The organism is Halalkalibacter oceani, from assembly GCF_023715705.1.
Classification (GTDB): domain Bacteria; phylum Bacillota; class Bacilli; order Bacillales; family Bacillaceae_D; genus Halalkalibacter; species Halalkalibacter oceani_A.
On record NZ_JAMBOS010000002.1, the window covers coordinates 103,896 to 130,744 of the forward strand.

General features: G+C 46.6%; 25 protein-coding genes. 21 read left to right on the forward strand and 4 right to left on the reverse strand.

Annotated features, from left to right (window positions below; genetic code table 11):
- Window positions 1-104 precede the first annotated feature (104 nt).
- Both M3212_RS02385 and rpsD read right to left on the reverse strand, forming a co-directional pair.
- Window positions 105-641 carry a cupin domain-containing protein gene (locus M3212_RS02385; RefSeq protein ID WP_251192344.1) on the reverse strand — a complete coding sequence of 179 codons (537 nt, stop codon included), beginning with the start codon at window positions 639-641 and terminating at the stop codon, window positions 105-107.
- Window positions 642-933: 292 nt separating this feature from the next.
- Window positions 934-1,536 (reverse strand): 30S ribosomal protein S4, encoded by a 603-nt coding sequence (gene rpsD / locus M3212_RS02390; RefSeq protein ID WP_251192345.1) that lies wholly within the window; start codon window positions 1,534-1,536, stop codon window positions 934-936.
- 497 nt (window positions 1,537-2,033) lie between these two features.
- On the opposite strand from rpsD, the gene M3212_RS02395 reads away from it, so the two are divergent.
- Window positions 2,034-4,271 carry a sensor domain-containing diguanylate cyclase gene (locus M3212_RS02395; protein WP_251192346.1) on the forward strand — a complete coding sequence of 746 codons (2,238 nt, stop codon included), beginning with the start codon at window positions 2,034-2,036 and terminating at the stop codon, window positions 4,269-4,271.
- Between the two features lie 187 nt (window positions 4,272-4,458).
- The gene (gene refZ, locus M3212_RS02400; RefSeq protein WP_251192347.1) at window positions 4,459-5,082 is read left to right on the forward strand and encodes a forespore capture DNA-binding protein RefZ; all 624 of its coding nucleotides are present in this window, start codon (window positions 4,459-4,461) and stop codon (window positions 5,080-5,082) included.
- Window positions 5,083-5,105: 23 nt separating this feature from the next.
- Here refZ and hisJ read toward each other — a convergent pair whose 3' ends face one another.
- Window positions 5,106-5,921 carry a histidinol-phosphatase HisJ gene (gene hisJ, locus M3212_RS02405; protein ID WP_251192348.1) on the reverse strand — a complete coding sequence of 272 codons (816 nt, stop codon included), beginning with the start codon at window positions 5,919-5,921 and terminating at the stop codon, window positions 5,106-5,108.
- 242 nt (window positions 5,922-6,163) lie between these two features.
- Between hisJ and ezrA the strand changes: the two genes are divergently transcribed.
- The 14 genes from ezrA (at window position 6,164) to M3212_RS02475 (ending at window position 20,976) form a co-directional block, all read left to right on the forward strand.
- Window positions 6,164-7,882 carry a septation ring formation regulator EzrA gene (gene ezrA / locus M3212_RS02410; protein ID WP_251192349.1) on the forward strand — a complete coding sequence of 573 codons (1,719 nt, stop codon included), beginning with the start codon at window positions 6,164-6,166 and terminating at the stop codon, window positions 7,880-7,882.
- Window positions 7,883-8,159: 277 nt separating this feature from the next.
- Entirely contained in the window at window positions 8,160-9,314 is a 1,155-nt protein-coding gene (locus M3212_RS02415; protein WP_251192350.1) for a cysteine desulfurase family protein, read from the forward strand.
- Window positions 9,304-10,512, forward strand: a complete 1,209-nt coding sequence (gene thiI / locus M3212_RS02420; RefSeq protein ID WP_251192351.1) for a tRNA uracil 4-sulfurtransferase ThiI — start codon at window positions 9,304-9,306, stop codon at window positions 10,510-10,512. The genes M3212_RS02415 and thiI overlap by 11 nt, the downstream gene beginning before the upstream one ends.
- Before the next feature lie 175 nt (window positions 10,513-10,687).
- Entirely contained in the window at window positions 10,688-10,900 is a 213-nt protein-coding gene (locus M3212_RS02425; RefSeq protein ID WP_251192352.1) for an alpha/beta-type small acid-soluble spore protein, read from the forward strand.
- A 141-nt stretch (window positions 10,901-11,041) separates the two neighbouring features.
- The gene (locus M3212_RS02430) at window positions 11,042-12,661 is read left to right on the forward strand and encodes an amidohydrolase (protein ID WP_251192353.1); all 1,620 of its coding nucleotides are present in this window, start codon (window positions 11,042-11,044) and stop codon (window positions 12,659-12,661) included.
- A 70-nt stretch (window positions 12,662-12,731) separates the two neighbouring features.
- Window positions 12,732-13,727 carry a signal peptide peptidase SppA gene (gene sppA, locus M3212_RS02435; protein WP_251192354.1) on the forward strand — a complete coding sequence of 332 codons (996 nt, stop codon included), beginning with the start codon at window positions 12,732-12,734 and terminating at the stop codon, window positions 13,725-13,727.
- A gap of 17 nt (window positions 13,728-13,744) precedes the next feature.
- Window positions 13,745-14,323 (forward strand): RDD family protein, encoded by a 579-nt coding sequence (locus tag M3212_RS02440; protein WP_251192355.1) that lies wholly within the window; start codon window positions 13,745-13,747, stop codon window positions 14,321-14,323.
- 212 nt (window positions 14,324-14,535) lie between these two features.
- Entirely contained in the window at window positions 14,536-15,198 is a 663-nt protein-coding gene (locus M3212_RS02445) for a DUF2953 domain-containing protein (RefSeq protein ID WP_251192356.1), read from the forward strand.
- A gap of 18 nt (window positions 15,199-15,216) precedes the next feature.
- Window positions 15,217-15,687, forward strand: a complete 471-nt coding sequence (gene ytfJ / locus M3212_RS02450; RefSeq protein WP_251192357.1) for a GerW family sporulation protein — start codon at window positions 15,217-15,219, stop codon at window positions 15,685-15,687.
- A gap of 232 nt (window positions 15,688-15,919) precedes the next feature.
- Complete coding sequence (gene tpx / locus M3212_RS02455) at window positions 15,920-16,420, forward strand: thiol peroxidase (protein WP_251192358.1); 501 nt, start codon at window positions 15,920-15,922, stop codon at window positions 16,418-16,420.
- Between the two features lie 117 nt (window positions 16,421-16,537).
- A complete protein-coding gene (locus tag M3212_RS02460; protein ID WP_251192359.1) occupies window positions 16,538-17,530 on the forward strand; it encodes a class I SAM-dependent methyltransferase in 993 nt (330 codons plus the stop codon).
- A 237-nt stretch (window positions 17,531-17,767) separates the two neighbouring features.
- On the forward strand, window positions 17,768-18,970 hold the full coding sequence (locus M3212_RS02465; protein WP_251192360.1) for an acetate kinase: 1,203 nt from the start codon (window positions 17,768-17,770) through the stop codon (window positions 18,968-18,970).
- Between the two features lie 224 nt (window positions 18,971-19,194).
- Window positions 19,195-20,148, forward strand: coding sequence for a 3'-5' exoribonuclease YhaM family protein (locus M3212_RS02470; RefSeq protein WP_251192361.1), 954 nt, complete (start codon window positions 19,195-19,197; stop codon window positions 20,146-20,148).
- Between the two features lie 3 nt (window positions 20,149-20,151).
- Entirely contained in the window at window positions 20,152-20,976 is an 825-nt protein-coding gene (locus M3212_RS02475) for an EcsC family protein (protein WP_251192362.1), read from the forward strand.
- Window positions 20,977-21,013: 37 nt separating this feature from the next.
- Here M3212_RS02475 and M3212_RS02480 read toward each other — a convergent pair whose 3' ends face one another.
- Entirely contained in the window at window positions 21,014-21,316 is a 303-nt protein-coding gene (locus tag M3212_RS02480) for a hypothetical protein (protein WP_251192363.1), read from the reverse strand.
- Window positions 21,317-21,576: 260 nt separating this feature from the next.
- Here M3212_RS02480 and M3212_RS02485 point away from each other — a divergent pair, with 260 nt between their 5' ends.
- From M3212_RS02485 to M3212_RS02505, 5 genes are all read left to right on the forward strand, one after another.
- On the forward strand, window positions 21,577-22,785 hold the full coding sequence (locus tag M3212_RS02485) for an argininosuccinate synthase (RefSeq protein WP_251192364.1): 1,209 nt from the start codon (window positions 21,577-21,579) through the stop codon (window positions 22,783-22,785).
- On the forward strand, window positions 22,782-24,158 hold the full coding sequence (gene argH / locus M3212_RS02490) for an argininosuccinate lyase (RefSeq protein WP_251192365.1): 1,377 nt from the start codon (window positions 22,782-22,784) through the stop codon (window positions 24,156-24,158). Before M3212_RS02485 ends, argH begins: the two co-directional genes overlap by 4 nt.
- A gap of 263 nt (window positions 24,159-24,421) precedes the next feature.
- On the forward strand, window positions 24,422-25,180 hold the full coding sequence (locus tag M3212_RS02495; protein ID WP_251192366.1) for an SDR family oxidoreductase: 759 nt from the start codon (window positions 24,422-24,424) through the stop codon (window positions 25,178-25,180).
- Window positions 25,181-25,230: 50 nt separating this feature from the next.
- Window positions 25,231-25,608 (forward strand): hypothetical protein, encoded by a 378-nt coding sequence (locus tag M3212_RS02500; RefSeq protein WP_251192367.1) that lies wholly within the window; start codon window positions 25,231-25,233, stop codon window positions 25,606-25,608.
- Between the two features lie 214 nt (window positions 25,609-25,822).
- Complete coding sequence (locus M3212_RS02505) at window positions 25,823-26,677, forward strand: YitT family protein (RefSeq protein ID WP_251192368.1); 855 nt, start codon at window positions 25,823-25,825, stop codon at window positions 26,675-26,677.
- Window positions 26,678-26,849 lie beyond the last annotated feature (172 nt).

A 26,849-nucleotide genomic window follows, 5' to 3' on the forward strand; every position in this document is an offset into this window, starting at 1 on the left:
TAGAACGACATCCTGCAGGCAAAGAAAAAAGAGCTTAAGCATCTCCGAAAAATATCGTCTGGATGATAAGTAGAAGCTCTTGTTTATGGTAGAGTGCGGGGTCTCTAATCTTCAGCTGCAACGGCATCTGCTTTTGTTCTGTGAACAGTACCAAAGGCGTGATGAGGTGGAGCATAGATTGAGTAAAGCTTTAACGGGGTGTTGCCAGTATTGATGACATTATGCCACGTATCAGCAGGTATCATAATTGCTGAGTCATCAGAGACATGTGTTTGAAAGGTTAATTGATTTTTGCTTTTTCCCATTTTAACAAGACCTTGACCACTTTCAATACGAAGAAACTGATCAACGTTAGGGTGAATTTCCAATCCGATATCATCTCCAACATTAATGCTCATCAAAGTCACTTGAAGATGATCCCCGGTCCATATGGCAGTACGATAGGTCTCGTTTTGTTTTGCTGCTTGGTTAATATTCACGACAAATGGATTCTTTCCGTGATCCACTGATGCGTTCGTATCGCTTCGAGTGTATGGGGGTGGAGATGGTGTATGCCAGTGACGTATGTTTCCTTGGTTGTGAATTGGAGTATTTCCATAATAATAGTTATGATAAGGATACAGATAGTAACGGTTATTCATGGTTTTATTCCTCCTAACTCATATGACTATAAAATCAGCATATGCCCCAGTGCTTAAAACGTCACTTGATTAAATGGAGGTTTTTAGTTGCCCCAGCACGTTACTGAGAAGGTTAAAGCTAGGAATGTACGTTCGTTATTTAGGTGAAACTCTTAAGTAATCTTATATAGCCGAAAACAGGTTCATTTTTCTGCATTTTAATACGAAACACCATGAAACAGAAAAAGCCTTGAAACATTGATATAACAACGTTTCTAAGGCTTTTTTGCATTTCTTTTTCAGTTCGTTCTCATTAACGAGAATAGAACTCGACGATAAGCGCTTCTGTAATTTCAGAAGGAAGCTCAGCGCGCTCTGGAAGGCGAGTATATGTGCCTTCAAGCTTTTCAGCGTCGAAAGATACGTAACCAGGAACGAAATCGTTCGTTTCCAACGCTTCTTTAATAATTTCAAGGTTGCGGGATTTCTCACGCACACCGATTGTTTGACCAGGCTTTACGCGATATGATGGAATATCAACGCGGCTGCCGTCAACTAGGATATGACCATGATTGACAAGCTGACGCGCTGCACGACGAGTGCGGGCAAGACCCATGCGGTAAACAAGGTTGTCAAGACGTGATTCAAGAAGAATCATGAAGTTTTCACCGTGGATACCAGTCATTTTGCCAGCTGTATCAAACGTGCGACGGAATTGACGCTCGTTGACACCGTACATATGACGAAGCTTTTGCTTTTCTTGTAATTGCAAACCATATTCGGAAAGCTTCTTACGTTGGTTTGGACCGTGTTGCCCTGGAGCATACGGACGCTTTGCTAATTCTTTTCCTGTTCCGCTTAGTGAAACGCCTAAGCGACGGGATAATTTCCAAGATGGACCTGTATAACGAGCCATGAATAGACTCCTCCTTGTTATTTTGTTTGTTGCAAAATAACAACCGCATTGTAATCTCATAGCTACGTTCATTTTGTCTTCATGCATGTTCGCTTCGACAGCTAGAAGTTACAGATGCACCTCGATTATGCAGCCGCACCGAGGAACAAAATGAAAAACATAGTATGTTTACATAGGCTGTCTTTTTACACAAATTCCATTATATTAATTTGCGCGCCTCTTGTCAAGAAAGGGAATGATGTTAAAGAAGAGGATAAAAAAATTCATAATTTTTTGTATCGGAACGTTCTACTTACATAGTAAAATGGAATAAGTTGTTTTATAATAGATGTAGAAAGACCCAAAAGAATGAACAGTTAATGAAGTAAATGATTCATATCTTTTAAGAAGGGCAGGGGCATATTTTCCTACCTTGCAGTTTTGAAATTAAGTATATCATTAAAAATTAATGCAAATGTGAGTCATTTAACATGCATGTTATGTGGTGGTGTAAGAGAATGGATAATATTCTGAATGGAAACAGCAAAAATAGTCAATATAGACCATTTTTGGAGGAGCTTGTGTCAATTGGTTACAAGAACACAGCTTTATTTGAACCTGCTGTTTTTTTTATTGCATCAAATGAGGGAATTCTCTCCGCATACAAGATGGGTTATTTGCCGGCTTCGATGGATGAGGCATTTTCCCATTTTGAAAGCAACTTTTCGGCACAAAAGCTAAAATGCAAGTGTAAAGACTCTCTTTTGCTGGCAGTTCCCTTCTCTGTCCCTGATACCGAGGTTCCGTTATATTTAGGTGTTGTTCTTTCTGATATGACAGAAGAAGAACCGATTATCAGCTATTTAGAAGGAATCGTGATCGGATTAGGGATGACGACGAACCGGTTGAAGAAGAAAAAGATGTTTCCAATTAATGAATTGCTGGATTTGGCCGGCTATCAGATGGAGTTTACGCCCCTGGCTAACGCGTTAAACACTTGTTACAAGAAAAGCGAGAGCGGTTCCGGCAAGCTAATTATCGTTGAACGAAATGAAGAAAGATTCGTTCCTTTATTTTATCCGTCCCACTGGAATCTTGAGCATTTTGACGCGGTCTTTCAACAACAGCACTATGAGAGCAAAATCGGCGGTGAGCTATTGGTGCTGTTCAAAGACAGTCAGCTGTTTGATAATAATTACCACTACCACGTCACTTGTGCAATTAAAATGGAAAACAAGCCCGTTTCCTTGCTCTTGTTTACATTTGAAACTGAGCAGGAAGCTCAAAAAGCAATGGATGAATACGCGCAGTCGATCAAAGAAATTTTGCCGATTCTTGAAAAAGCATATATCCAGGAAAAAGATGTCCAGGAAGCACAAAGACGTGATATTCTACTGCAAGTAACGAAGAAGTTCCACTCCACGATGGATATCGGTGAAGTTTTGGGAGAGATCGTCGAGGCGATTGAACGGGCCTATCCTCATTATCATGTCCATCTCCTCCTCTCACAGGAATGGGAAGTTAAAGAAAACATCTCCATTAAGCCGCTGAAGTATGGAACAGAAAGCGGCAACAGTACAGCGGAACATGCCTATTTGACCGGCCAGATCCAGGTGGACAAAGGACTGGACGATCATTCAAAAATTCTCTACGCCCCTTTACGCGGCAAGCAAGGTGTATACGGGGTGATGGAAATTATGACTTCTGAAAATGTACATGTGCCCCAATACGAAATTGACTTCATTCAAATGCTCGCCGACACAGGAGGGAATGCATTAGAAAATGCTGAGCTATATCAGCAATCGAGAAATCTAATTCATGATTTACAGCTTATTAACGAAACCTCCCACCAGCTTAATTCCAATCTGCGCCTCGCTGATACGATAAACTTTATGACGCAGCAGATCATTGAATCATTTAAAGCGGAAGAGGTTGGCTTTATTATGTTCCATGCCAATGGTGAAGCTGAAGTTCTTGACGGAAGTACACCATTTTTCATGAATGAGGATTCCCTTGACGCCCTCGAGCCGTTAATAAGAAAGGTAAAACGCGATAAAGACCCGATTTACATCGGGGATACGGAGCTTCATGAGGATATGCAGCTTGATGTCTATAAGTCAGTTCTGATGGTACCAATGATTCAGAATAATGAACTAAAAGGGATGGTTGTCACGGTTCATCAAAGCTCCTATCATTTTACTTTTGATAATTTCAAGCTTCTGCAATCCTTGATCCATCATTCCACTCTGGCTTTCTCCAATTCAATGCTGCATGAGGAACTGGAGCGTCTTGTGATTACCGATCACTTAACGAAGCTGTTTTCACGTAACCATTTAGACGAGCGTATTCAGGAGTCGATGTATAAGCAGAACCAGGGGACATTTTTGCTGCTTGACATTGATAACTTTAAGCAAATCAATGATACGTACGGTCATCAAGTAGGCGATGATATCATTATCCAGGTCGCCAATATTATGAAACGGAACATTCGTGAGAAGGATATTGCGGCAAGATGGGGAGGAGAAGAGCTGGCCATCTATTTGCCTAACATTGACGTGTCAATCGGGAAGCAGATCGCCGCACGGATCGTTAAAGCAGTTGAAATTGAAACAAGTCCCCGGGTGACGGTATCGATCGGGCTTTCGCACTGGAGTTCAAGAGAAAACGAAGTGTCGTTAAAGCTGCTGTTCAATCAGGCCGATACCGCGCTTTATGAAGCGAAAGAAACAGGGAAAAATCGCGTCGTTGTGAAATAAAGCATATGGCTTCAGGCTTGTTCTCAAAAGGTAAACCCGAGCCTTTTGGGAACAGGTTTTTGTCTGGTTTTGACGGAAAAACATGTAGAAAGTTCTTTAGGCAATGTCGACGGATTATGGGAGGAATTGATCAGCGCCGGGGCGAAGCAGAAGGGGAAGAAGACTATGACAAAGGGGACAACTAAACATGAAGGGATCAACGAAAGAGAAAATGGTAGATGCCGCGATCAGACTCTTTTATACCCAAGGATATGATGGCACCTCTGTCAGAGATATTGCTTCCTCAGCCAATGTAAACATCGCTTTGGTTTCCTACTATTTCGGAGGGAAAAAAGCGCTTTATGAAAAAATTTTGATTCAATTTCTCGAAGGATACTTGCAAACGATGCATCAAGCGATCAGGCAGCAGGCAAACTCCGTTCAGGACAGCCTGCTTACGGTCATCAGGGAGCTCCTGCTTTATCAGGCGACAAATCATTACACGGCACGGATGGTGCATCGCGAAATGACGCTCGATTCGGTGCTCGTCAGGGAAATCATGACTACCTATTTACGGAAGGAAAAGCATGATTATGAGCAAATCATCAAGCTTGGGATGAAAACCGGAGAGTTTCAGCGCCAGTCTGTCGACTATGTGATCATCCAGATCCGCACGATGGTGAATATGCCTTATTTGACGCCGCATTATTTTCAGGAGCTTTATCAGCTGTCACCAAAAGAACCATATTTTGTTGAACGCTATATGGAGCATATTACAAGATGGGTGAAGGCCGCCCTTTGCCGTTCAAAGCCGGAAACAGGAATCGCCTAAGTCTCCCAGGGTCGTTCGGAAAGCTAAGGCTTTGCAAGCGGAGCGGCGACAAGCTGATCGTATCCACTGAGCAGCGCATTGGCTGAATGGGCGTCCGAGCCATAAACAAGCGGGATATTCAACCGAACCGCTTCTTCAATAATGCTTGCGTAAGGATACGGCTCACGGCAAAGCGGCTTAACGCAGCCTGCGCCATTGTAATCGAGCTGATATCCGTTTTGCTGTATGGCAGTCAGGATCCGCGTAATCTCATCTGAGAACAAATGGGAATCGGGAGCCGGAAAGCGCTTTTGGAATTTCCGGGCGAGCGTCATATGCCCGATTCTTGTTGGCTTGTAATGCCCAAGCTTGGCCTGGATCGAAGCGAAGACGGTTTGATAATAATGCTCATAAACCTTTGACGTAGAGCCGAGCAGGTCAATCGCCGCCTGAAAGACATCGGGACTGTAGTCAAGACAAAGGTACTCGTCTCCAAGGCGGAGGAAATGAACAGAAAGTATGCTGTCATCGAGTAAAGGGCCAACCTCGTTCAAAAAGTCTGTCGTCTCCTTTTCGAACCCTTCAATATAATCAACCTCCAGGCCCAGCAAAATGTTGAGCCTTCCATTATATTCTCGCTTTAACAATTGAATGTGCTCGATATACTTTGGCAAATTGGCCGGGTCCATCCCGCTGTCCTGCTGTGGAGTGGGGTCATTGAAGGAAGCGGGGAGAGGGGCATGTTCGGTGAAGGTAATTCCCTCCAGGCCAAGCGCAATGGCTTTCTCGCAATAATCGACAAAATCATCCTTTGTGCCATGGGGACAAAGTGGGCTGTGAATATGTCCATCGTGTAACATGGTAGAATCTCCTTCTAAAATTAAATAAGAACCGCGAAAAAAACGTACAAAGTGTTACTTTCATGGTATCATAATACATAATTGAAGTCGTGAAAAATAATAAATTTGTCAATTTATAAAGGATATTTGTGTTTTGTAGAGAAAAACAAAAGTGCGATGAGTTATTCGCTACATTTATCAGAAGCTCAAATTGAGGTCTTCAATACAAAACATTCCAAGGAGCTATAGAAGGGAGTCCTCACATGCGTTATGTAGTTTATACAGCAATTGCTATTATCCTTGTTTTAATTGTAATAAGCGCCATTTTGCGCAGGAAAACGTATAAAGAAGTGGACCAGCTGGAAGAATGGAAAAATGACATTTTAAACCGGACAATACCTGAAGAAATCGGTAAGGTGAAACAATTACATATGTCAGGTCAGACGGAAGAAAAGTTCGAAGAGTGGCGGAATGAATGGGATGACATTGTCGGAACCATTTTACCGAACATAGAAGAACAATTATTCGACATTGAGGAACTGGCAGCAAAAAACCGCTTTAAAAAAGCAAAGCTGCAAACTGAAACGGTACGCCAGAGACTTCAAGGAATTGAGAATCAGTTACAGCAAATGCTCGAGGAAATCGATCATCTCGTTCAAAGTGAAGAGCAAAACCGGACTGAAATTGATGATGTCAGAAGGCGCTATAAGGACTTGCAGGCAGCCTTGTTGAAACGCCGCGGCTCTCTTGGCGCGGGTGTTGCCGGATTTGATCAGCGAATGGAGCAGATCCAGGCCTTGCTGGACTCATTTGAAGAGGCGACGGCAGAAGGGAGCTACCTGAAGGCGCGTGATCATTTGCTTGAAGCAAATGAAGGGCTTCAGGAAACAGAATCCCTCCTGGAACGCTATCCAAAGCTTCTGGTCCAGGCTGAGGCGACCATTCCCAATGAACTTAAAGAGATTGAAGAGGGCATGAAGGGAATGGAGGAGGCTGGCTATAAGCTGGAGGCATTTTCATTGGAAAAGCAGCTTGCCGGCATCAAAAGCGAGCTAGATAAGCTGAAGGAAGAGCTGCTGGCATTGAAGTGTGATGAGGCTGAACAGCGGCTGCACGAGGTGTCCGCTCAAATGGAAGGGATTTATGAGCTGCTCGAATTTGAAGTTGATTCCAAGCAGTTTGTGACCGAGCAGCTGCCGGAACTCGAACAGCTTTGCGAGCAGGTCAAAAATCAGATCAATGATTTATTTGAAGAGACGGTTCAGGTTCAGCAGAGCTATCATATTTCGAAAGAGAAGCTCGCAGCAAGGAAAAAGATGGAGGAAGCTGTGCTTGATCTCACCAGGCAACTGGATGTGTTACAGGAAATTACGGCCAATGAAAGCCAGACATTCACGTCCATCCGTGAGATGGTAGAGGAATGGAAGCTGGAGATCACAAAGCTGTCCCAGGCCATCGCCGAGGACAAGCAGGCGTTGTTTGCTTTGCGCGAAGACGAATGGCGGGCAAAGGAAACGCTCCGCTCTTTACAAGAAACATTGCTGGATACGAAGCGGACGATCAAAAAAAGCAATATTCCCGGGTTACCGGAAGAAGCGCTGAAGACGCTTCAGAAGGCCGAGCAGAAACTGGATGAAGCGTCCGAGCAGCTGCATCAGGTTCCGTTGGAGCTGGGCCGGGTCACCGTCCTTGTCGAGGAAGCAGTAAAGGCGGTTGAGGAAAGCGAAGAGCTGATCAATGAGACGATTGAACTGGCCACCTTTGCTGAATATGTGATTCAATTCGGCAACCGCTTCCGCAGCCGCTCCCATGAGGTGCAGCAAGGCTTGACGAATGCGGAACAGCATTTCCGTCAGTTTGAATATGAACAAGCGGTTGAAACGGCCGTCACTGTTATTAAGCCTTATGACCCTGACGTGCTGGAGCGGGTCGAGGAATATGTGAGCATGTACAAGAAAAGTGGATTAAAGCAGGAGATTTGATGGAGCTGCTGAAAAAGTACGATTTTCACTTTTTCAGCAGCTTTTTCGTTCTTCGAGTGACAAAAGGGACGTTTTTCAGTGCCCTCGATTTGACCGGTTTTTTTGGACTTGTCCTAAAAAGGGTAATGCTTACCTTTTAGAACAAGTCTTTTTTTCATAAAATCGAGCAGGAATGGCTTGAAAAGATAAGGCGCCACGTGCTTTTCCTTTGAAGGTAACAAGCTTGTTATTTGGCGATTTTGTGCTAACATAGATGGGGATATAGGGGGGCAGTCAGATGATTTATTTAGATAACAGCGCGACAACTCAGCCATATAAAGAAGTGGCGGAAGCGTACATGAAGGTGGCAACAAGCTATTTCGGCAACCCTTCATCCCTGCACTCATTAGGAATGAAGGCCGAAAATTTGCTGATAGAAGCGCGAAACCGGATTGCTGATTTGCTTGAGGTTGAGGCACAGGAAATTATCTTTACCTCTGGAGGAACAGAAGGAAACAGCTTAGCGATTAAAGGGACAGCCTATGCTAGAGGGAGTCACGGGAGGCATCTCATCACGAGTCAAGTGGAGCATCCTTCCGTGCTGGAAAGCTTCCGACAGCTTGAGCGTGAAGGGTTTGAAGTGACATATTTGCCAGTAACAGAGGAAGGAAGGGTTGATCCTGACGATGTTAGCCGGGCGCTGCGGCCGGATACGATTCTCGTTTCCCTGATCCATGTCAACAATGAAGTCGGCACGATTCAGCCGGTTGAAGAAATTGGAAAACGACTCGCGGGATATCCGAAGGTCTATTATCATGTTGATTATGTTCAGGGGATTACGAAGGTGCCGTTGAACGTAAAAGCGTCGAATGTCGATCTATGCACTTGTTCAGCCCATAAATTCCATGGTATGAAGGGAACGGGCTTTTTATATGTCCGCAAAGGACTGCAGCTGACGCCGCTCTTTCAGGGGGGGCAGCAGGAAGGCCAGATTCGCGCCGGAACGGAAAATGTGGCAGGCGTCGTGGCGATGGCGAAGGCGTTACGGATGTCGGTTGAGCAGCAGGAGCAGAAGCTGGCGAAGCTGGTTCGGCAAAGCGGGCAATTGCGCGCCGCTCTCCATGAAATAGAAGGGGTTTACGTGAATTCACCTGAAAATGGGAGCGCCGCCCCGCATATTATTAACTTTTCCGTCCCCGGAATCAAGCCGGAGGTCCTTGTTCAGTCGTTAAGTGCGAAGGAGATCTATGTCTCGACGAAATCAGCCTGCTCCTCGAAGCTGACCGCGCCGAGTCAAATCTTGACCGCGATGGGCTTTGGCGAGGAGAGAGCAAGTGCGGGAATCCGGCTCAGCCTGTCGTTTGAAACGACAGATGCTGAGATTGCACAGGTAAAGAAGGAACTGCAAGCAGTTATCCCTGAATTGTTGGAGGTAGTAAAACGTGAAGTATAATCATATATTAGTACGTGTCGGAGAGCTTGCTTTGAAGGGGAAGAACCGTTCCCTGTTCGAAAAGCACCTCCAGGAGAATATAAAAATGAGCCTAAAGATGTTTCCCGCTTTGCGCTATAAACGGACGTTTGGCCGGATCATCATTGAATTAAACGGGGAAGACCATGAAGCGATCATTGAGAAGCTGAAAAATATTTTCGGGATTCATTCGTTCAGCCTGGCGTTAATGGTCGAGAACGATCTTGCTGAGATCCAAAAAGGAGCGCTGGAGATTTTGAACGATCATCCAACGCCGGTGAACACATTTAAAATTACGACAAAGCGTGCTTATAAACAGTTTCCATATGATACGCAGCAGCTCAATCATCACGTTGGCGGCTATGTGCTGAGTCATTCGTCCGATCAACTGAAAGTCGATGTTCATCAGCCTGATTTAGACATTCGTCTCGAGGTAAGGGAAACAGCGACATATCTGACCTCAACGACGTATCAGGGAGCGGGGGGACTGCCGGTTGGAACCGGAGGAAAAGTGTTGCTGCTCCTGTCAGGCGGAATTGACAGCCCGGTTGCCGGTTATTTGACAATGAAGCGCGGGACGAGAATCGAAGCGATTCATTTTCACAGTCCGCCCTACACGAATGAAAGAGCGAAGCAGAAGGTGCTTGATCTCGCTAAAACATTAACGAAATTTGGCAGCAGCGTCGTCGTTCATCTTGTTCCCTTTACTGATATGCAAAAGCATATACATCAGCAAATCCCAAGTAATTTTCAAATGACGATTATGCGCAGAATGATGCTGAGAATCAGCGAAAAAATTGCTGAACGACGAAAGATTCTCGCCCTGGCAACAGGGGAAAGTCTGGGACAAGTCGCCAGTCAGACGCTGCACAGCATGAATACGATTAATGAAGTGACGAATTTGCCGATCATTCGGCCGCTGATTACGATGGATAAATTGGAAGTCATTGAAATCGCCAGACGAATTGATACCTATGATATTTCCATTCTTCCATATGAAGATTGCTGTACAATCTTTTTGCCACCTGATTCAAAAACGAGACCGAGACGTGATCAGGCCCATAAGTTCGAACAGTTTGTCGAGACCGAGAAGTATGTTAACGATGCTGTGGAAAGAACGGAGCAAATTACGATTACAAGTTATACGAAAGCTCAGGAAGAAATCGAAGAGCTGTTTTAAAAAATTAAAAAGAATGTCGGCTGATTTGAGTAGGGCGCCGGCTTGGCCCGCCGCTTTAAAAAAGACAGCTGTGTCGTTTTTCTAAAGTGAGCGATTTGCATTAATTACCATTAAGCTGCTTGCATGTTTTCTACGCTTTCGACTCATTCTATGAGTACAGAAGGAGGTGAGACACATGGCAAGCAACAACAGCGGTAACAGCAATCAATTACTTGTACCAGGTGTACAACAAGCTTTAGATCAAATGAAATATGAAATTGCACAAGAATTTGGTGTGCAACTAGGAGCTGACTCTACTTCTCGTGCCAACGGTTCTGTAGGAGGAGAGATCACAAAGCGTCTTGTTCAAATGGCTGAACAACAAATGGGTGGTTTCCAACAACAATAATATAGTATGGCTTAAGAGGGTGTCCTAACCGGGCACCCTTTTTGCGTTGCTTTTTTGCAGTGCGAGCCCGTCGGCGTTGCATCTTCTGATTCATTCTGGCACGATAGTAGGTGAGTAGAAGAAGGTGGAAGGAGAATGCGGATGGGAACCTTGTGGTACAATGGAACCTTTTTCACGATGAATAAAGAAGGAGAAGCGGCAGAAGCCGTTTATGTCGAAAATGGAGCGATTCAGGCCATCGGAGAAAAGGAAAGGCTTGAGCAGCAATATAAAGATCACATTACAGCAAAAAAGGACGTGGGCGGCGCCTATGTCTATCCTGGTTTTGTCGATAGTCATCTTCATCTGATCGGGCACGGCGAAAGGCTGCTTCGGCTTGATTTGTCAGAAGTGGAATCAGCAGCGGAAATGAAACAGCTTTTGCAGGAAAAGGCGTTGGAGAGCAAAGGAGAAGAGTGGCTTTTTGCTGAAGGCTGGAATGAGAACAATTTCAGCGACCGTAAAATTTTTCACCGCTCTGAGCTCGATGAAATTGCTCCCGGCAAGCCGATGTATTTGAGCAGAATTTGCCGCCATGCCGCGCTCGTCAACAGTGAAGCATTAAAGCGTGCGGGCATTTCAAGCGCGACTCCCGATCCTCCCGGGGGAGTGATTGTCCGCGATCTCCAGGGGGAACCGACAGGCTATTTATTAGATACGGCGACGGAATTAATAAAACAGGTGATCCCGCCTGTAACAGAAGAATACATACGCAAGGCGCTGACGACTGCTGTTGATGATTTAGTAAAGGTCGGGCTCGTCGGCGGACATACGGAGGATTTATTTTATTATGGCGGTTTTTTGCGGACATTCAAGCAGTTTCGGGACGTAATAGATGGCAAGCGGCGAAAATTCCGCGCCCACCTGCTTATCCACCATGAAGCGCTGGCCGAGATGGAAGCGGCAGGCATCAATGAACGGGAAGTGAGCCCGTTTTTGGAGCTGGGCGCGGTTAAAATCTTCGTTGACGGCGCTCTTGGTGGCAGGACAGCATTGCTTATTGATCCGTATACGGACGATCCTTCGACATCCGGTGTGGCGATCCATCCGGAAGAAGAGCTGCTGAAGCTTGTCAAGCTGGCGAGGTCGAAAGGACGTCCGGTCGCCCTGCATACAATCGGTGACCGAGCATTGGCACTCTCGTTGGCAGCGATCGAAACATATCCGTTAGCGGCCGGGAACGGCAGAGACCGCTTGATTCATGTTCAGGTTGTTCAGGACGAATTGATCGAGCAAATGAAAAGGCTCCCTGTTGTGCTTGATATTCAACCTCGTTTCGTCGTTTCAGACTTTCCGTGGGTGATGGAACGGCTTGGCCATGACAGGCTGCCGCATTCGTTCGCCTGGAAAAGTCTGCTGGAGCGGGGCTTACATTGCGCCGGTGGTTCGGATGCTCCGATTGAGCCGGTTGATCCGTTGCTTGGCATTCATGCTGCAGTGACGCGAAGAAAAGCCGGCGAGTCGCATGAAGGCTACCTACCGGAACAGAAGCTTTCTGTATTTGAAGCGGTGACGCTTTTTACCGGAGGGAGTGCCTATGCGATTAACAAGGAGAATGAGCGGGGAAAAATCGCGCCTGGGTTTACAGCAGATTTTACGGTGCTGGACACGAACTTGTTTACGTGTGAGCCTGATCGGATTGTCTCTGCCAAGGTAGTGATGACGGTTGTCGATGATACGGTGATGTACAGCAGCTCGGAGGATCACGATGCGGCATCGTAACTGTCAATGAATAGATTGTGTGGTATCATGAACGTTGATAAAAAGATGAATCATGTAAGGGAGTGGAAGAATGAGTCGAAAACGCTGGTTGGCCTTAATTGCAGTGGCGATGCTGTTGGTCGCTTCTGCCGCGATAAATGTAGCGACGGCTACGATTTTCTCGGAATCAAGTGCCTGGGGGATCCCGGGCGGGAATCAATGGGATGAAACAATTGTGGAACGGGGAGAAGACGGCAGCGGTTTTATCGCGTTACTCGATGTTAATGGCGTCCTGCAGGATAACGGGGAAACGGGATGGCTGCAAACCTCTAGCTATAATCACCGCCTGCTGCTGTCACAATTGGAGCATGCCGCAAAGGACCCTGCTGTGGAAGGCATTGTTTTACGGGTCAACACACCGGGAGGCGGAGTAGTCGAAAGCGCTGAGATTCATCAAAAGATTATCGAGGCGCAAGAGGAATATGGAAAGCCGGTGTTTGTCTCAATGGGGAGCATGGCCGCTTCGGGCGGGTATTATATCGCCGCGCCGGCAACACAAATTATCGCCAGTCCGCAGACGATTACCGGGTCGATCGGTGTGATTATGGAGTCGATCAATGTAGCGGAATTAGCGGAGAACTATGGTGTGAAAGTGAATACGATCAAGAGCGGACCGTATAAGGACATTATGTCTGCGACCCGCGAGATGACCGAGGAAGACAGAGCGATATTACAGGCTTTAATCGACGAATCCTATGATGAATTTGTCTCTGTTATCGCCAATGGCCGGGGCATGGCCGAGGAGGAGGTACGCCGGCTGGCGGACGGGCGCATCTACAGTGGCGCGCAGGCATTGGAATTAAACCTCGTCGATCAGCTGGGAAGTCTCGATGATACGATCGTGGCGATCAAGGACTATTTAGGAGCAGATTACAGCGTCGTCCAATATGAAACAAGTCTTGGTTTTCCTCAGCTGTTTTCCATGTCGGTAAACAAGATGCTGTCATCTGAGGATGAGCTTGCCGGTCTTCACCGTTTATTGACGGAACACCGTGCGCCAACGTTAAAGTATCTTTATACCAACTAAGGGAGGAGCTGAAGGAAGTGGAGCAACGACCACGTGCTGAAGGAAGAAGAACGGTAAATGGCAAATTGCGCCATCGGGCGGTTCAGCGGAAACAAGAGCAGGAATTTGTCACCCAGCCGGAAGCGGCAGAGAGGCCCTTCTATCTGGCAGGATTCTGGCTGAGACTTTGGGCCTTCCTGCTTGATCTTGTAACCGTTTATGCGATAAATGGCTTACTCCTGTCCCCTCTTTGGCGCTTTGCCGGAGGAGGAGAGATAACGATTGCGTCCTTTAGCGGGCAAACTGTGCTTACGGCGCTGCTGTTTTTCCTTTATTTTGCAATTATGACGAAGGTTGCGGGCCAGACGGTCGGCAAGATGGTTTTCGGGTTACGGGTGGTGTCGGCCAATGGTCAGCCATTAACCTGGGGACAAATTCTTTTTCGGGAGGGTGTCGGCCGCCTGTTGCACCATATTTTTTTCTTGTTGCAAGTCCTCTATGTGACTGTGGCATTCACTGCCCGGAAGCAGGGATTGCATGACATGATCGCCGATACGTTTGTTATCCAGGAGAAGGAACCGGAGCAGATGGTTTACCAGCCTGTCGAGGTGAAATAAAAGGGGAGCAGTGGCTTCGTTCTTGCGCATGTCTGGGAGGGAAGGGTATTACTTTCCTTCCGACCTTAAACCGATGTTCAGACTTTGCGCATTGCTTAAAGGGGATGAGTAAAAGGTAATAACAACCTTGTCTCATCCCCTTTTCGTTTAATTTATCAGGGAAAAGGGCAAAATAGGAACATTTCCACATTATGCTGCATAAGGAGAATGACATGCGCTGGTTCCTGATTATTATCATCATTTTAGCTCTGCTGCTACTCCTCATCATGGTAACGAAGCTGACGATTTCGATCATTTATCGTCATCTGAAGGATGATGATCTGCTCGAAGTCATTGTTCACGTTTGGGGGATGCGTGTTTATACATTCTCTGCTCCGGTTATTCAGCTCGATGATACATCTCTTTCTTTAATCGTCAAAGAGGAGCAGAAGGTCGGCCCGAAAAAAACAAATAAGACACAATCGTTTACGATACATACGTTATTGAATGATATTCAATTATTTAATGATTTAGTGCATCATGTCGTCGGTCTTCATCAAATTACGAAACGGTTTCTGCGCCATGTTACGCTTAACCAGCTGGATTGGCATACTGTCTTTGGCGTCGGAGAAGCGGCAATGACGGCCCAGTTAAGCGGAGTAATCTGGGGGTTGAAAGGGAGTATCGTTGGTCTAATATCACATTATGTAAAAGTCAGGCAGCTTCCGAAGCTTCAGGTGGATCCCCGCTTTCAAGAGGTTATCACCCAAGTTTCCTTTTCATGCATGTTTTCCTTTCGAATCGGACATGCTATCGTTGCAGGTCTAATGCTGCTTAAGCATTGGAAACAAAGGCCGACAAGGTCCCAAAAGGACGCGGTTCAAGAAACTATGTAACGACAGGAGGAAGAAAAAATGTCAGATCATCCGATTCAGGGCTTAATGAAAACGGCAATGGAAAATTTAAAAGAAATGGTCGATGTGAATACAATTATCGGTGATCCCGTTGAAACGCCGGACGGCAGCGTGATCATGCCTGTCTCAAAGGTCGGCTTTGGCTTTGCGGCGGGAGGTAGTGAGTTTGTAATGGAATCTTCTCACCACGGTGAGGGGCATGAAGCTGGTCATCCGTTTGGCGGCGGAAGCGGCGGCGGGGTTTCGATTACGCCGATTGCTTTTCTGGTTGTAAACAGCCACGGGGTGAAAATGGTGCATCTTGACAGCAACACTCATCTTTATGAAAAGCTGCTTGATTTTGCGCCGCAAGTAGTTGAAAAAATCCAGCAAATGCTCAGCTCGAATCAACAGCAAACAAATTCAAGCTATCAAACGGGCCAGCAGCATAACCATTATCAACAGCCGCGCCACGATCAGCCGCCGGTGTAAACAATTACGCGCCGTAGCAAAGGTCGATAGCCATAGACTCAAGCCCATCCCAAAGCTGATTTTTGCGGGATGGGTCTTTAAAACGGGAGCGATCTTCCCGCGTTGCTAAGCCGATGGCTTCTTATCTCGGGGTGGGGTGTCCACATTCAGGGTACTCTTTTGTTGTCAGCGGTTCCTCTTCTCGTGTAAGATAGGGATGTACATATTTCCAATCGAAAAAGGAGGAATCAGCATGGCACAAGTGACGTTTAAGAACAACCCGATTACATTGCTGGGCAATGAAGTTAAAGTAGGAGACAAAGCTCCTGATTTCACGGTACTCGCAAATGATTTATCCGAAGTAACACTCGCTTCAACTAGCGGTAAGGTGCGCCTTATCAGTGTTGTTCCTTCAATTGACACAGGGGTGTGCGATCAGCAGACACGCCGTTTTAATGAAGAAGCGGCAGGCTTGCCAAATGTCGAAATTCTGACGATCAGCGTTGATTTGCCGTTTGCGCAAAAGCGCTGGTGCGCGGCTGCCGGGATTGAGAATGTCCAAACGCTTTCTGATCATCGCGATCTTTCTTTCGGACAGGCATTCGGTGTCGCCATTCAGGAACTTCGCCTTTTAACAAGAGCGGTGTTTGTCGTTGATTCCTCGGATACGGTAACGTATGCAGAATATGTAGCCGAGGCTACAAATCATCCTGATTACGAAGCAGCGCTGGAAGCTGCAAAAGCGGCAAAGTAAAGCCTAGGAAAGAAGAGGATGAGGAAATGAGGTTGTCTTAAAGGGTGAAGCCTTTGGGACAGCCTTTTCTTTCTGTTACAATAGAAGAAAGTGGAAGCTAATGAAGGTGGGAAGTAGATGAAGGATCGACGTGTCGAAGTTTTGTATCAATATTTGGATGAAGCGGCTTTGTATTTGGAGAAGCACTGGAATTGCACGTATCTTGAAGGGGTCGCTGAGGCAGGTGAGAATCTGTTTCGGCAGGAAGTCTGTCAGCCGCTTGAGCCGGAACAACAGAAATGGCTTAAGAATCAATTGAAAACGGTCAACGAGGAGGCCTTTGCCAAGGAAGAGGTGCGCAAGGCCTTCCAGCTGGCCGTGCTAAAAGGAATGAAGGGGGCTGTTCAGCCGCATCATTCCATGACGCCGGATGCCGTTTGCTTGTTTTTAAGCTATTTAGTGAATAAAGGATTACAAAAAAGAAAAGAACCGGCCAGCTTGCTCGACCTTGCCGCGGGATCGGGAAATCTCGTTCACGCGCTACTAAATAACGCGATACAGCCGTTGTCTGCCCGCGGGTTCGAGGTCGATGAGACCCTTGTTAAGCTTGCCTATGTCAGTGCAAACCTGCAGGAAAATGAACTGGATTTGTTTCATCAGGACAGCATCGAGCCGCTCGCTTTTCCTGAGGTTGATCTTGTCGTCACCGATTTGCCGGTTGGCTTTTACCCGAAGGATGATGTCGCTGAAAGCTATCAGCTTCAGGCAGAAGAGGGCCATTCCTTTCTCCATCATTTAATGATTGAACAGGCGATTCAGCAAACGAAGGATGGCGGTTTTTTGTATTTCGTTGTTCCGAATTTCCTTTTTGAAAGTGAGCAGGCGAACCGGCTGCATACGTACATTAAGCAGGAAGCGAATATTCTCGGCTTGCTCCAGCTTCCAAAGAGCATGTTTCAGTCAGAAACGTTCGGCCGCAGTATTTTCATGCTGCAAAAGAAGGGGGAAGGGGTCCGGCAGCCGAGACAAGCGCTGTTAGCGGAGCTGCCTTCCTTTTCAAATAAACAGGCTCTCGCCGATATGATTGAACAAATCAACAAATGGTACAAAGAAGAGTTGGGAATGGCGTAAGCCGCAATTTAAAGTAGAACAGATCGGCCGGGCCAAAAGGTTGTCCTCTGACCTTTTGCCCGGTCCTTATCTCTGGTTTTGGCACGGCTCGATCCTTTTTCTGGTAACATGCTCAATTCAGAAAAAAAAGAATTCAGGAGAAAGCGCTTATAAACAAGAGGATTCACTTGAAATTAGCGGGTTCCGGTGCTTAAATGGAAAGGAATGTTGTCTTTATTGAAAAGGAGCTGTTTATGAGTGGCAAATATTATCGCGATTAATGCGGGAAGTTCATCCCTGAAGTTCCAGCTTTTATATATGCCTGAGGAAAGAGTCGTGACAAAAGGGCTGTTCGAACGAATCGGCCTTGAAGAAGGAGTATTCTCGATCGAGGTAAATGGGGAAAAGCACGAGGAGCACCTGGAAGTCGCCAATCATTCTGTGGCGGTGAAAATCCTGCTGGACAGGCTGACAGGCCTCGGAATCATCAACTCGCTTTCTGATATTGAAGGTATTGGTCATCGCGTCGTCCACGGCGGAGAGAAGTTTAATGATTCGGTCTTGCTGACGGAGGAAGTGATTGAAGGCATTAAAGAAGTATCAGAACTTGCCCCGCTTCATAACCCGGCAAATCTCGTCGGCATCCAGGCGTTTAAAGAAATTCTGCCAGACGTACCGGCTGTAGCGGTGTTCGATACTGCGTTTCACCAAACAATGCCGGAAAGTTCGTTTCTTTACAGCTTGCCGTATGATTATTATAAAAAGTATGGCATTCGCAAATACGGCTTTCACGGGACATCGCATAAGTATGTCTCCCAACGTGCTGCCGAGCTGTTAGGACGACCAATTGAAGACTTGCGTCTGCTTTCCTGCCATCTAGGGAATGGAGCCAGTATTGCGGCGATTCAAGGTGGAAAGTCGATTGATACGTCAATGGGGTTCACTCCACTGGCTGGTGTAACAATGGGAACACGTTCAGGAAATATTGACCCGGCGCTGATTCCATATATTATGGAGAAAACGAATCAGGATGCCCATGAGGTGCTGGAAACATTAAATAAACGAAGCGGTTTGCTGGGCGTGTCAGGCTTTTCTAGTGACTTACGTGATATTGAAAGCGAGGCAGCCGCTGGAAACAAGCGGGCCGAACTGGCGCTTGAAGTGTTCACCTCACGCATTCACAAGTATATCGGCTCATATGCGGCGAGAATGAGCGGGGTCGACGCGATTATTTTCACAGCCGGCATTGGAGAAAATAGTGATGTGATCAGAGAGCGGGTTCTGACAGGTCTTGAATTTATGGGCGTGTATTGGGATCCAAGTTTGAATAAAGTGCGCGGCAAAGAAGCGTTTATTAATTATCCGCATTCTCCTGTTAAAGTGCTGATCGTGCCGACAAATGAGGAAGTAATGATTGCCCGCGATACGGTGAGGTTGACAGGGGCGCTTTCAGAAGGGTAACCCGGGTTTATGAATGGGCAAAATGAGCAGGGAATCGGTTCCCTGCTCATTTTTTATCCAATTATGCCTGCTGCTCCGGACTTGCCCCGAAAAGGTAATAATATTGACCTTCAGGACAAGTCCTTTACTTTGTTAAGGAGGGAGCGATAGAATGAGAGTGAGTAAGGTGTATGCAGGGTATAGAATGGAAACGAGAAGAATAATGGCAAGGAGGCAGTGCTGGTATGTCGGCTTTTTTGGATATGAATGAAGGGGAGTTGATTTCGGGTTTTTTTCTGGTGCGCGAACGCGAAATAAAGCAAGCCTCGAACGGCAGTGAGTACGCCAATTTTATTCTTGAACGCAACCTTGAACTGATTCCAGCCCGGCTGTGGGATGTAACTGCTGAACAAAGAAATCAGCTGCAGCGTAAAGCGGTTGTAAAGCTGGAAGGGACGATCACGAGCTATAAAGGACAAAAACAGGTGAACATCCGCCGTGTCCGCCTGGCGACCGAAGATGATGGCGTCAATGTTTCCGAGTTGATATCCCGCAAAGGGGTTTTGCGCGAAGAGCTTTGGCATGATTTGAGAATGATGATGGAAGATATTCATTCAGAAGTACTGAGCGCGATCGTCAAGCAGTTATACAGCCAGAAAACGATCCGTGAGCGAATGACGACGATCCCCGCTTCAAAGGCCTATTATCATTATTATGCAGGATTGCTCGACCATATTGTTCAGGTGACGCAAAGTGCTTATCAGCTCCTGCCGCTTTATCCGTTTGTCAATCGCGACATTGTCCTCACTGCCTGCCTGCTGCATGATATCGGTAAGACTGAGGTTTTCACCGAAGTGGTGGCGCCTGAATATTCAACAGAGGGAGAAATGCTTGGACATCTTGCGCTAGGGCTGGAATTGATCTCCGAGGCGGCACGGGAGGCAGGAATCTCGGTGAAGGATCCCGAACTGTTAGCATTAAAGCATTGTATCGCCAGTCAAATGGGGGAGGTTGATGACGGCTATGGAAGTACGGTTTCTCCAAAGACGGCAGAGGCTCTCTTTTTTCATTATATTAAACAGTTGAATACGAAGCTGCACGCCTTTGAAATGATCGCTGAAAATGCGCGTGAGCCATGGACATATTCATCACTTTTTAAACGGAAAATGTATACGGAGCAAAGGAACAAGGGGGAATAGGATATGACGGACGGTCAACTCGAAATGCGCTGGCAGGAAATAAAGGACTGGGAAGAAACGTATTTTAGCGCGGAAAGCTCTGATTTCGCAAAGTCTTATCATAAATGGACGGAGCTGCTTATTAATCAGCTCGGGGAAAAGCGCAAGCAAAAATGGCTCACCAAAGTTGATGACTGTCTCTTTCATCTTCAAGCATGGAGTCAGCATAGTCGTTCCCATGAAGAAAACCGGCGCCGGATTATTCAGTATGCGCGAATATTTGACGCCACTGTCTCGTCGATTGCCGATTTGCAACAGCTTTCGTTGGAGCAGCTCGATTATTTGGCCGAGCAGTTGATGGCGAAGCAGCGGCTGCTTGCTTTGGGCCAGGGAGGGCTGACAGGAATGGGAGGAATCTTTCTCTTATCAGTGGATTTGCCGGCAATGGCGCTTATTCAACTGCGTTCCTTGCAACAGCTGGCTGAAGTGTATGGATTTGATAGCAGAAAGCCGGTCGAAATGGTGTATCTTTTAAAGCTGCTTTACGTGGCCACTCTACCGAAGTCGTACCAAAAGGCAGAATGGGACAAGCTCTTAACCGAGGTCGGAGAGCAGGCAGATGATGTTTTTTATCAGGGAGATGATTCGATTTTTCAGAAGAAATGGCTCGATCAATTGCTTGCGCAAGTCGCAAAAAGCTTTATGATCGCCATGTTAAGGAAAAAAACGGTGCAAGGCGTACCATTAGTAGGGATGGCCGTCGGGGCCGGCCTCAATTACCGCTTCACTCAACAGGTCATTGAAGTTGGACAGCGCTTTTATCAGATCAGGAGACTGCTGCAGCAATAGAAGCGCGATTGTTCATCGCAAGATCGGGAGTCCCGCACTACGCTGAGAGGGTGGGCGTCGTGCGGAAATAAATCCACAGATCATTAATGACGGAGGCAAGCTCGGCCATTTTAAGGTTTAAGGCACAAGAGCGTTCGAAGTCTTCTTCTTCCGAAAGCTCTGCATGAACGGCTTCGATCTGCTGTTCAAGCTCTTTTACTTTATCCGGGATTGTGCCTCTGATTTCCTCCCATTCGAGAAGGGTTCTTTCCTGAACAAAGGGGTCAATCTCCTCCCACCGGCATGACAGCACGGGCAGTGGAATGCCGAGCCGGGAGTCATAGCGAAATGTGATGCTCATGTCTATTCACCTCATCTGTTACAGCTATCGATTTCTATACCGTTGATCATAACGGACATTTGTTAAAATGAAAACAAAAACATAAAAAATAGATGAATAAAACACTTGCCAAAATCGATAAGCCCTGTTAAAGTAATGAATATTAATAAGAAATGTGTTAGGTTTTATGCAGTCATAAAAAATTTAAGATTGCTCTTTTTTTTCACAGAAATGTATAAAAATAATATTATGGGTATTATTATTCATTGGAGGAATGTAAAATGAAGGAGAAGGTTGTACTAGCATATTCAGGTGGATTAGATACTTCAGTCGCTATTAAGTGGTTATCAGATAAAGGGTATGATGTGATTGCGGTCGGTCTGGATGTCGGCGAGGGAAAGGATCTTGACTTCGTTAAGCAGAAGGCGCTTGATGTCGGTGCAATTGAATCCTACTCAATCGATGCGAAAAAGGAATTTGCCGAGGAGTTTGTTTTACCTGCCCTTCAGGCACACACTTTGTATGAAGAAAAGTATCCGCTCGTATCTGCGTTGTCACGTCCGTTAATTTCAAAGAAGCTTGTTGAAATCGCAGAGCAGACAGGGGCTTCAGCCGTTGCGCACGGATGTACGGGAAAAGGAAATGACCAGGTGCGCTTCGAGGTGTCTATTCAGGCGCTGAATCCTCATTTAAAAGTGCTGGCGCCGGTACGTGAATGGGCATGGTCCCGTGACGAAGAGATTGAATATGCGAAAAAGAATAATATTCCAATTCCGATTGATTTGGATAATCCTTATTCAGTTGACCAAAACCTGTGGGGACGCGCCAATGAATGCGGCATTTTGGAAGATCCGTGGGCGACACCGCCGGAGGGTGCTTATGAATTAACAGCGGCCATTGAGGATACGCCGGATCAGGCTGAAATCATCGAGATCGGCTTTGAACAAGGGGTCCCGGTAACGCTTAATGGGGTTTCGTACCAGCTTGACCAGCTGATTCTTGAACTGAATCATGTGGCCGGTAAGCACGGAGTCGGACGGATCGACCATGTCGAAAATCGTCTCGTCGGCATTAAATCCCGTGAAGTGTATGAATGCCCGGGAGCGATGACCCTGATTAAAGCGCATAAAGAGCTTGAGGATATTACACTGACAAAGGAAGTTGCGCACTTCAAGCCGGTCATTAGCAAGAAGCTTTCGGAAGTGATTTATGACGGACTTTGGTTCTCTCCAATCCAGTCTGCGTTACAGGCATTTTTGAAGGAAACACAAAAATCGGTAACGGGCACAGTCCGGGTGAAGCTGTTCAAAGGTCATGCAATCGTCGAAGGACGTAAATCACCTTATTCTCTTTACGATGAGAAGCTCGCAACGTATTCAACCGATGATGAATTTGATCATAGTGCGGCAGTTGGATTTATCTCCTTATGGGGGCTGACAACAAAAGTACACAGTATGGTGAACAAAGAGAAAAAGGAGGTCACACAGTGACTAAGCTTTGGGGTGGACGATTTACGAAAACAGCGGAAGAGTGGGTTGATGCCTTTGGGGCATCAATCGGCTTTGACCAGGCTCTGGTCAACGAAGACATCGAAGGAAGTCTGGCCCATGTTACAATGCTTGGAAAGTGTGGCATTCTTTCGCAGGAGGAAGTCGAACAAATTAAAGCAGGCTTGAGCATATTGCGTGAGAAAGCAGAGAAGGGCGAGCTGGAGTTTTCCGTGCGCCAGGAAGACATTCATTTAAATCTTGAGAAAATGCTGATTGATGAAATCGGACCGGTTGGCGGTAAGCTTCACACAGGGCGGAGCCGGAATGATCAGGTGGCCACCGATATGCATCTCTATTTGCGCAACCAGCTTAACGAAATTACCGTGGCGTTGAAAAAGCTGCAAAAGGCTTTATACGACCAGGCCGCTGCCCATGTCGAGACGCTGATTCCCGGGTATACCCATTTACAGCGGGCACAGCCAGTTTCCTTCGCTCATCATTTGCTCGCTTATTTCTGGATGCTTGAGCGTGATTTGGGACGGTTTGAAGACAGCATGAAGCGGGTCAATCTTTCCCCGCTAGGTGCCGGGGCGCTGGCGGGAACGACCTTTCCGATTGACCGGATGTATACGGCCGAATTGCTCGGCTTTGACGGCATTTATGAAAACAGTCTCGATGCGGTCAGCGATCGCGACTTTATCGTTGAATTTCTCAGCAATGCATCAATGCTGATGATGCATTTGTCGCGCTTGTGTGAGGAGCTGATTCTCTGGTCGTCACAGGAGTTTCAATTCGTCGAAATCGATGATGCCTTTGCGACGGGGTCAAGCATCATGCCGCAGAAGAAAAACCCGGATATGGCCGAGCTGATCCGTGGAAAAACAGGGCGGGTTTACGGCAATCTGTTTTCTCTGCTGACGACGTTGAAGGGACTTCCGCTTGCCTACAATAAGGATATGCAGGAGGATAAGGAAGGAATGTTTGATACGGTTGAAACCGTAAAAGGCTCCTTACATATCTTCGCCGGGATGATCGAGACGTTAACGGTTCATACCGATACAATGGAAAAGGCCGTTCACCAGGATTTCTCAAATGCGACAGAGCTCGCCGATTATTTGGCGACGAAAGGAATGCCATTTCGCGAGGCTCATGAAGTTGTCGGAAAGCTTGTGCTAGTCGCAATTCAGAAGGGTGTCTTCCTGCTTGATTTACCATTTTCCGATTATGAAGAGGCGAGCTCATTATTTGAAAACGATATTTACGAGGTGCTGCAGCCGAAGACGGTTGTCGCCCGGCGGAACAGCGCAGGCGGCACAGGCTTTGACCAGGTGAAGGCGGCGCTCGAAAAGGCGAAGCAATGCCTTGCTGAGTAGATAAAAGTGCGGCAGCGTGCCGGCATAAAAGGAACGATCTGGTGCGTAACAACTAAAGCGACACCGCGTCCTGCTATATATGAGGCTGTTCAAAGGGTTCATTTTTTTGACCTTTTGGACAGCCTTTTTGGGACGATAAGAAAAGCCGCTGTGCGGTTTTTTTATAAACTGAAAGAATGACGCAGTCGCTTTTCTTAACGAAAGAGGAAAAACATAGTATGATCGAGAAGACAAGGAGACTTGAGGACATAGGAGGGAATTGCATGCGTCATGCCTTTATTACGGCAGGAACAAAAGGCTTAGGAGTGCAGGTGACGGAAAGCTTGTTAGCGAAGGGTTATTCTGTGACGGTGACGTTTCGCAGTGATCAAGAGGCTGTTCGGGCGCTGAAAGAGCGCTGGCTGGCCTATGAGGAACGGCTCCAATTTATCCAGGCGGACGTAACGAAAAAAGCTGATATTTATCGGGCTGTCGAAGCGGCAATGGATCGTTTTCAACGGATTGATCTGTTAATCAACAATGCAGGGCCGTATGTGTTTGAACGGAAAAAGCTCGTTGACTATGAAGAAGAAGAATGGTATCAAATGATGGATGGCAATTTAAGTGCGGTTTTTTACCTGTTGAAAAAAATCGTACCGATTATGAGGAAGCAGCGGTTTGGCAGAATTATTACATACGGCTTCCAGGGAGCGAACAGCGCCCCGGGCTGGCTGTACCGCTCCGCTTATGCCGCAGCGAAGGTCGGTCTTGTGTCGTTAATGAAAACGGTCTCGATAGAGGAAGCGGAATATGGAATTACCGCGAATATGGTTTGTCCGGGCAATATATTAGGAGAGATGAAGGAAGCGACCATTGCCGAAGCGCGGCGGCATCCTGATGCCGAAACGCCAATCGGGCGCTCCGGTACGGGGGAAGACATCGCCCGCTCGATTCTCTTTCTCTGTGAAGAGGATGCCGATATGGTGACCGGAACGGTGCTGGAAGTCACGGGCGGAGTGGATGTCATCCACCGTTACCGTTAGGATGTATAATATTCCATTTTTCACGCACCTTACTAGTGAGGTGATAAGAAGTGAAACAAGCGTGGATGCTTTTTCTTGGATTGGTCGTTTTGTTCGCCGGCTTTCCTGCTCATGCTGCCGGTACAGAATTAATGGACAGCTTTTCATTCCGGCTGACGATTATTGAAAACGGGATTGAACATCAATGGGAATACGATAGCCCCAATCACTATGAATTTGAAACAGGAGAACGGGTTATTAAAGGGGAGGAAGCAAAGGAAGAGGTCGAGCGCGTACTGAAGAAAATCAACCTTGATGAAAGGGCGACGATCGAAGAGCTTGTCTCGCGGATTCAGCAATCGCTCTATCCTAAAGTGGAGAGCGTCGATATCCGTTATATGAACGGGGACGGCAAGCTTTTTACATGGGTGTGGCACAAACCTGAATAGTGCGCTTCATGACAGAAAATACCTGTCACAGAAGGCTGACTTCCTTCAGCGTTTCTGAAGCGGGCCCCCAAAGGTCCTTTTACCTTTGGAGGCCTTTTTTTGTTTCACTGAGGAATGTCGCCGGCTTCAGCCAAGAAAGGCGCTTAGTTCCGATTATTCTTCATCCGGAGGAATATGGTAAAATTAAGCTAACTATGGGTGGAGGAGAAGCGGAATGAGGACTTTTTTTCATTATTTACTTCTAACGATTGGTTCGATATTTGTAGCAGCGGGGCTGGAGCTGATTTTGGCTCCGAATGGTCTTGTCGACGGTGGAGTGACAGCGATCGCGATTATGGCAAATGAATTGTTTGATTGGCCGATCTGGGTCGGGTTTTTAGCCCTTAATATTCCGTCCTTATTATTTTCAGGTCGCTTTATGGGGAGAACGTTTGTCATTCGGACTTTATACGCAAATGTGATAACAGCTGCTTCTCTCGCATGGCTCGGTCCGATGCTGGCGATCACGTCTTCGGAGGTACTGATTGTCCTTTACGGAGGGCTGCTTTTGGGGCTTGGAGTCGGCCTTGTCGTTAAGGCGGGCGGGGCGGTAGATGGCACAGAGATGATCGCGATTTGGGCGCAGCGGCGCTTCCATATCCCGGTCAGCACGTTTTTGCTGGCGATCAACGCTTTTATTCTGACAGGCGCAGCGTTTGTTTTTACACTTGAACAGGCAATGTTCAGTGTTGCTGTTTTTTATATTGTTTCGAAAATGATCGATTTTGTGCTTGATGGGTTAAACCAGGGAAAGTCGGTGATGATTATTTCCGATACGCCGCATAAAGTAGGGCAAAAGCTGCTGAAGGAGCTGGATGTCTCGATTACCTATCTTTATGGACAGGGCGGCTACACAGGGGATGAACGACTAATCATTTATTGCATAACGAACCGCTTTGTGTACCCAAAACTGAAGGAAGTTGTCATGGCGGTCGATCCAAGCGCTGTCCTGGAAGCGTATTATGTGTCAGAGACTTCGGGTGTAAAAAAAGCAACCTTCTTTAATTCGACGGGCGAAAAAAAAGATTGATAAACAAGCAGGATTCATGCAGGGAGATGGTTAAGTAATATACAATGGGGTATAAGGAACAGATGAATGGCTTGTTATCTGTTGCGACGTCTGTCTGCTTACATAATGAACGTGTTTAAGAAAACCGCACAGCGACTTCTCCCACTTGTATGTACACTTATCTTTATAAAAG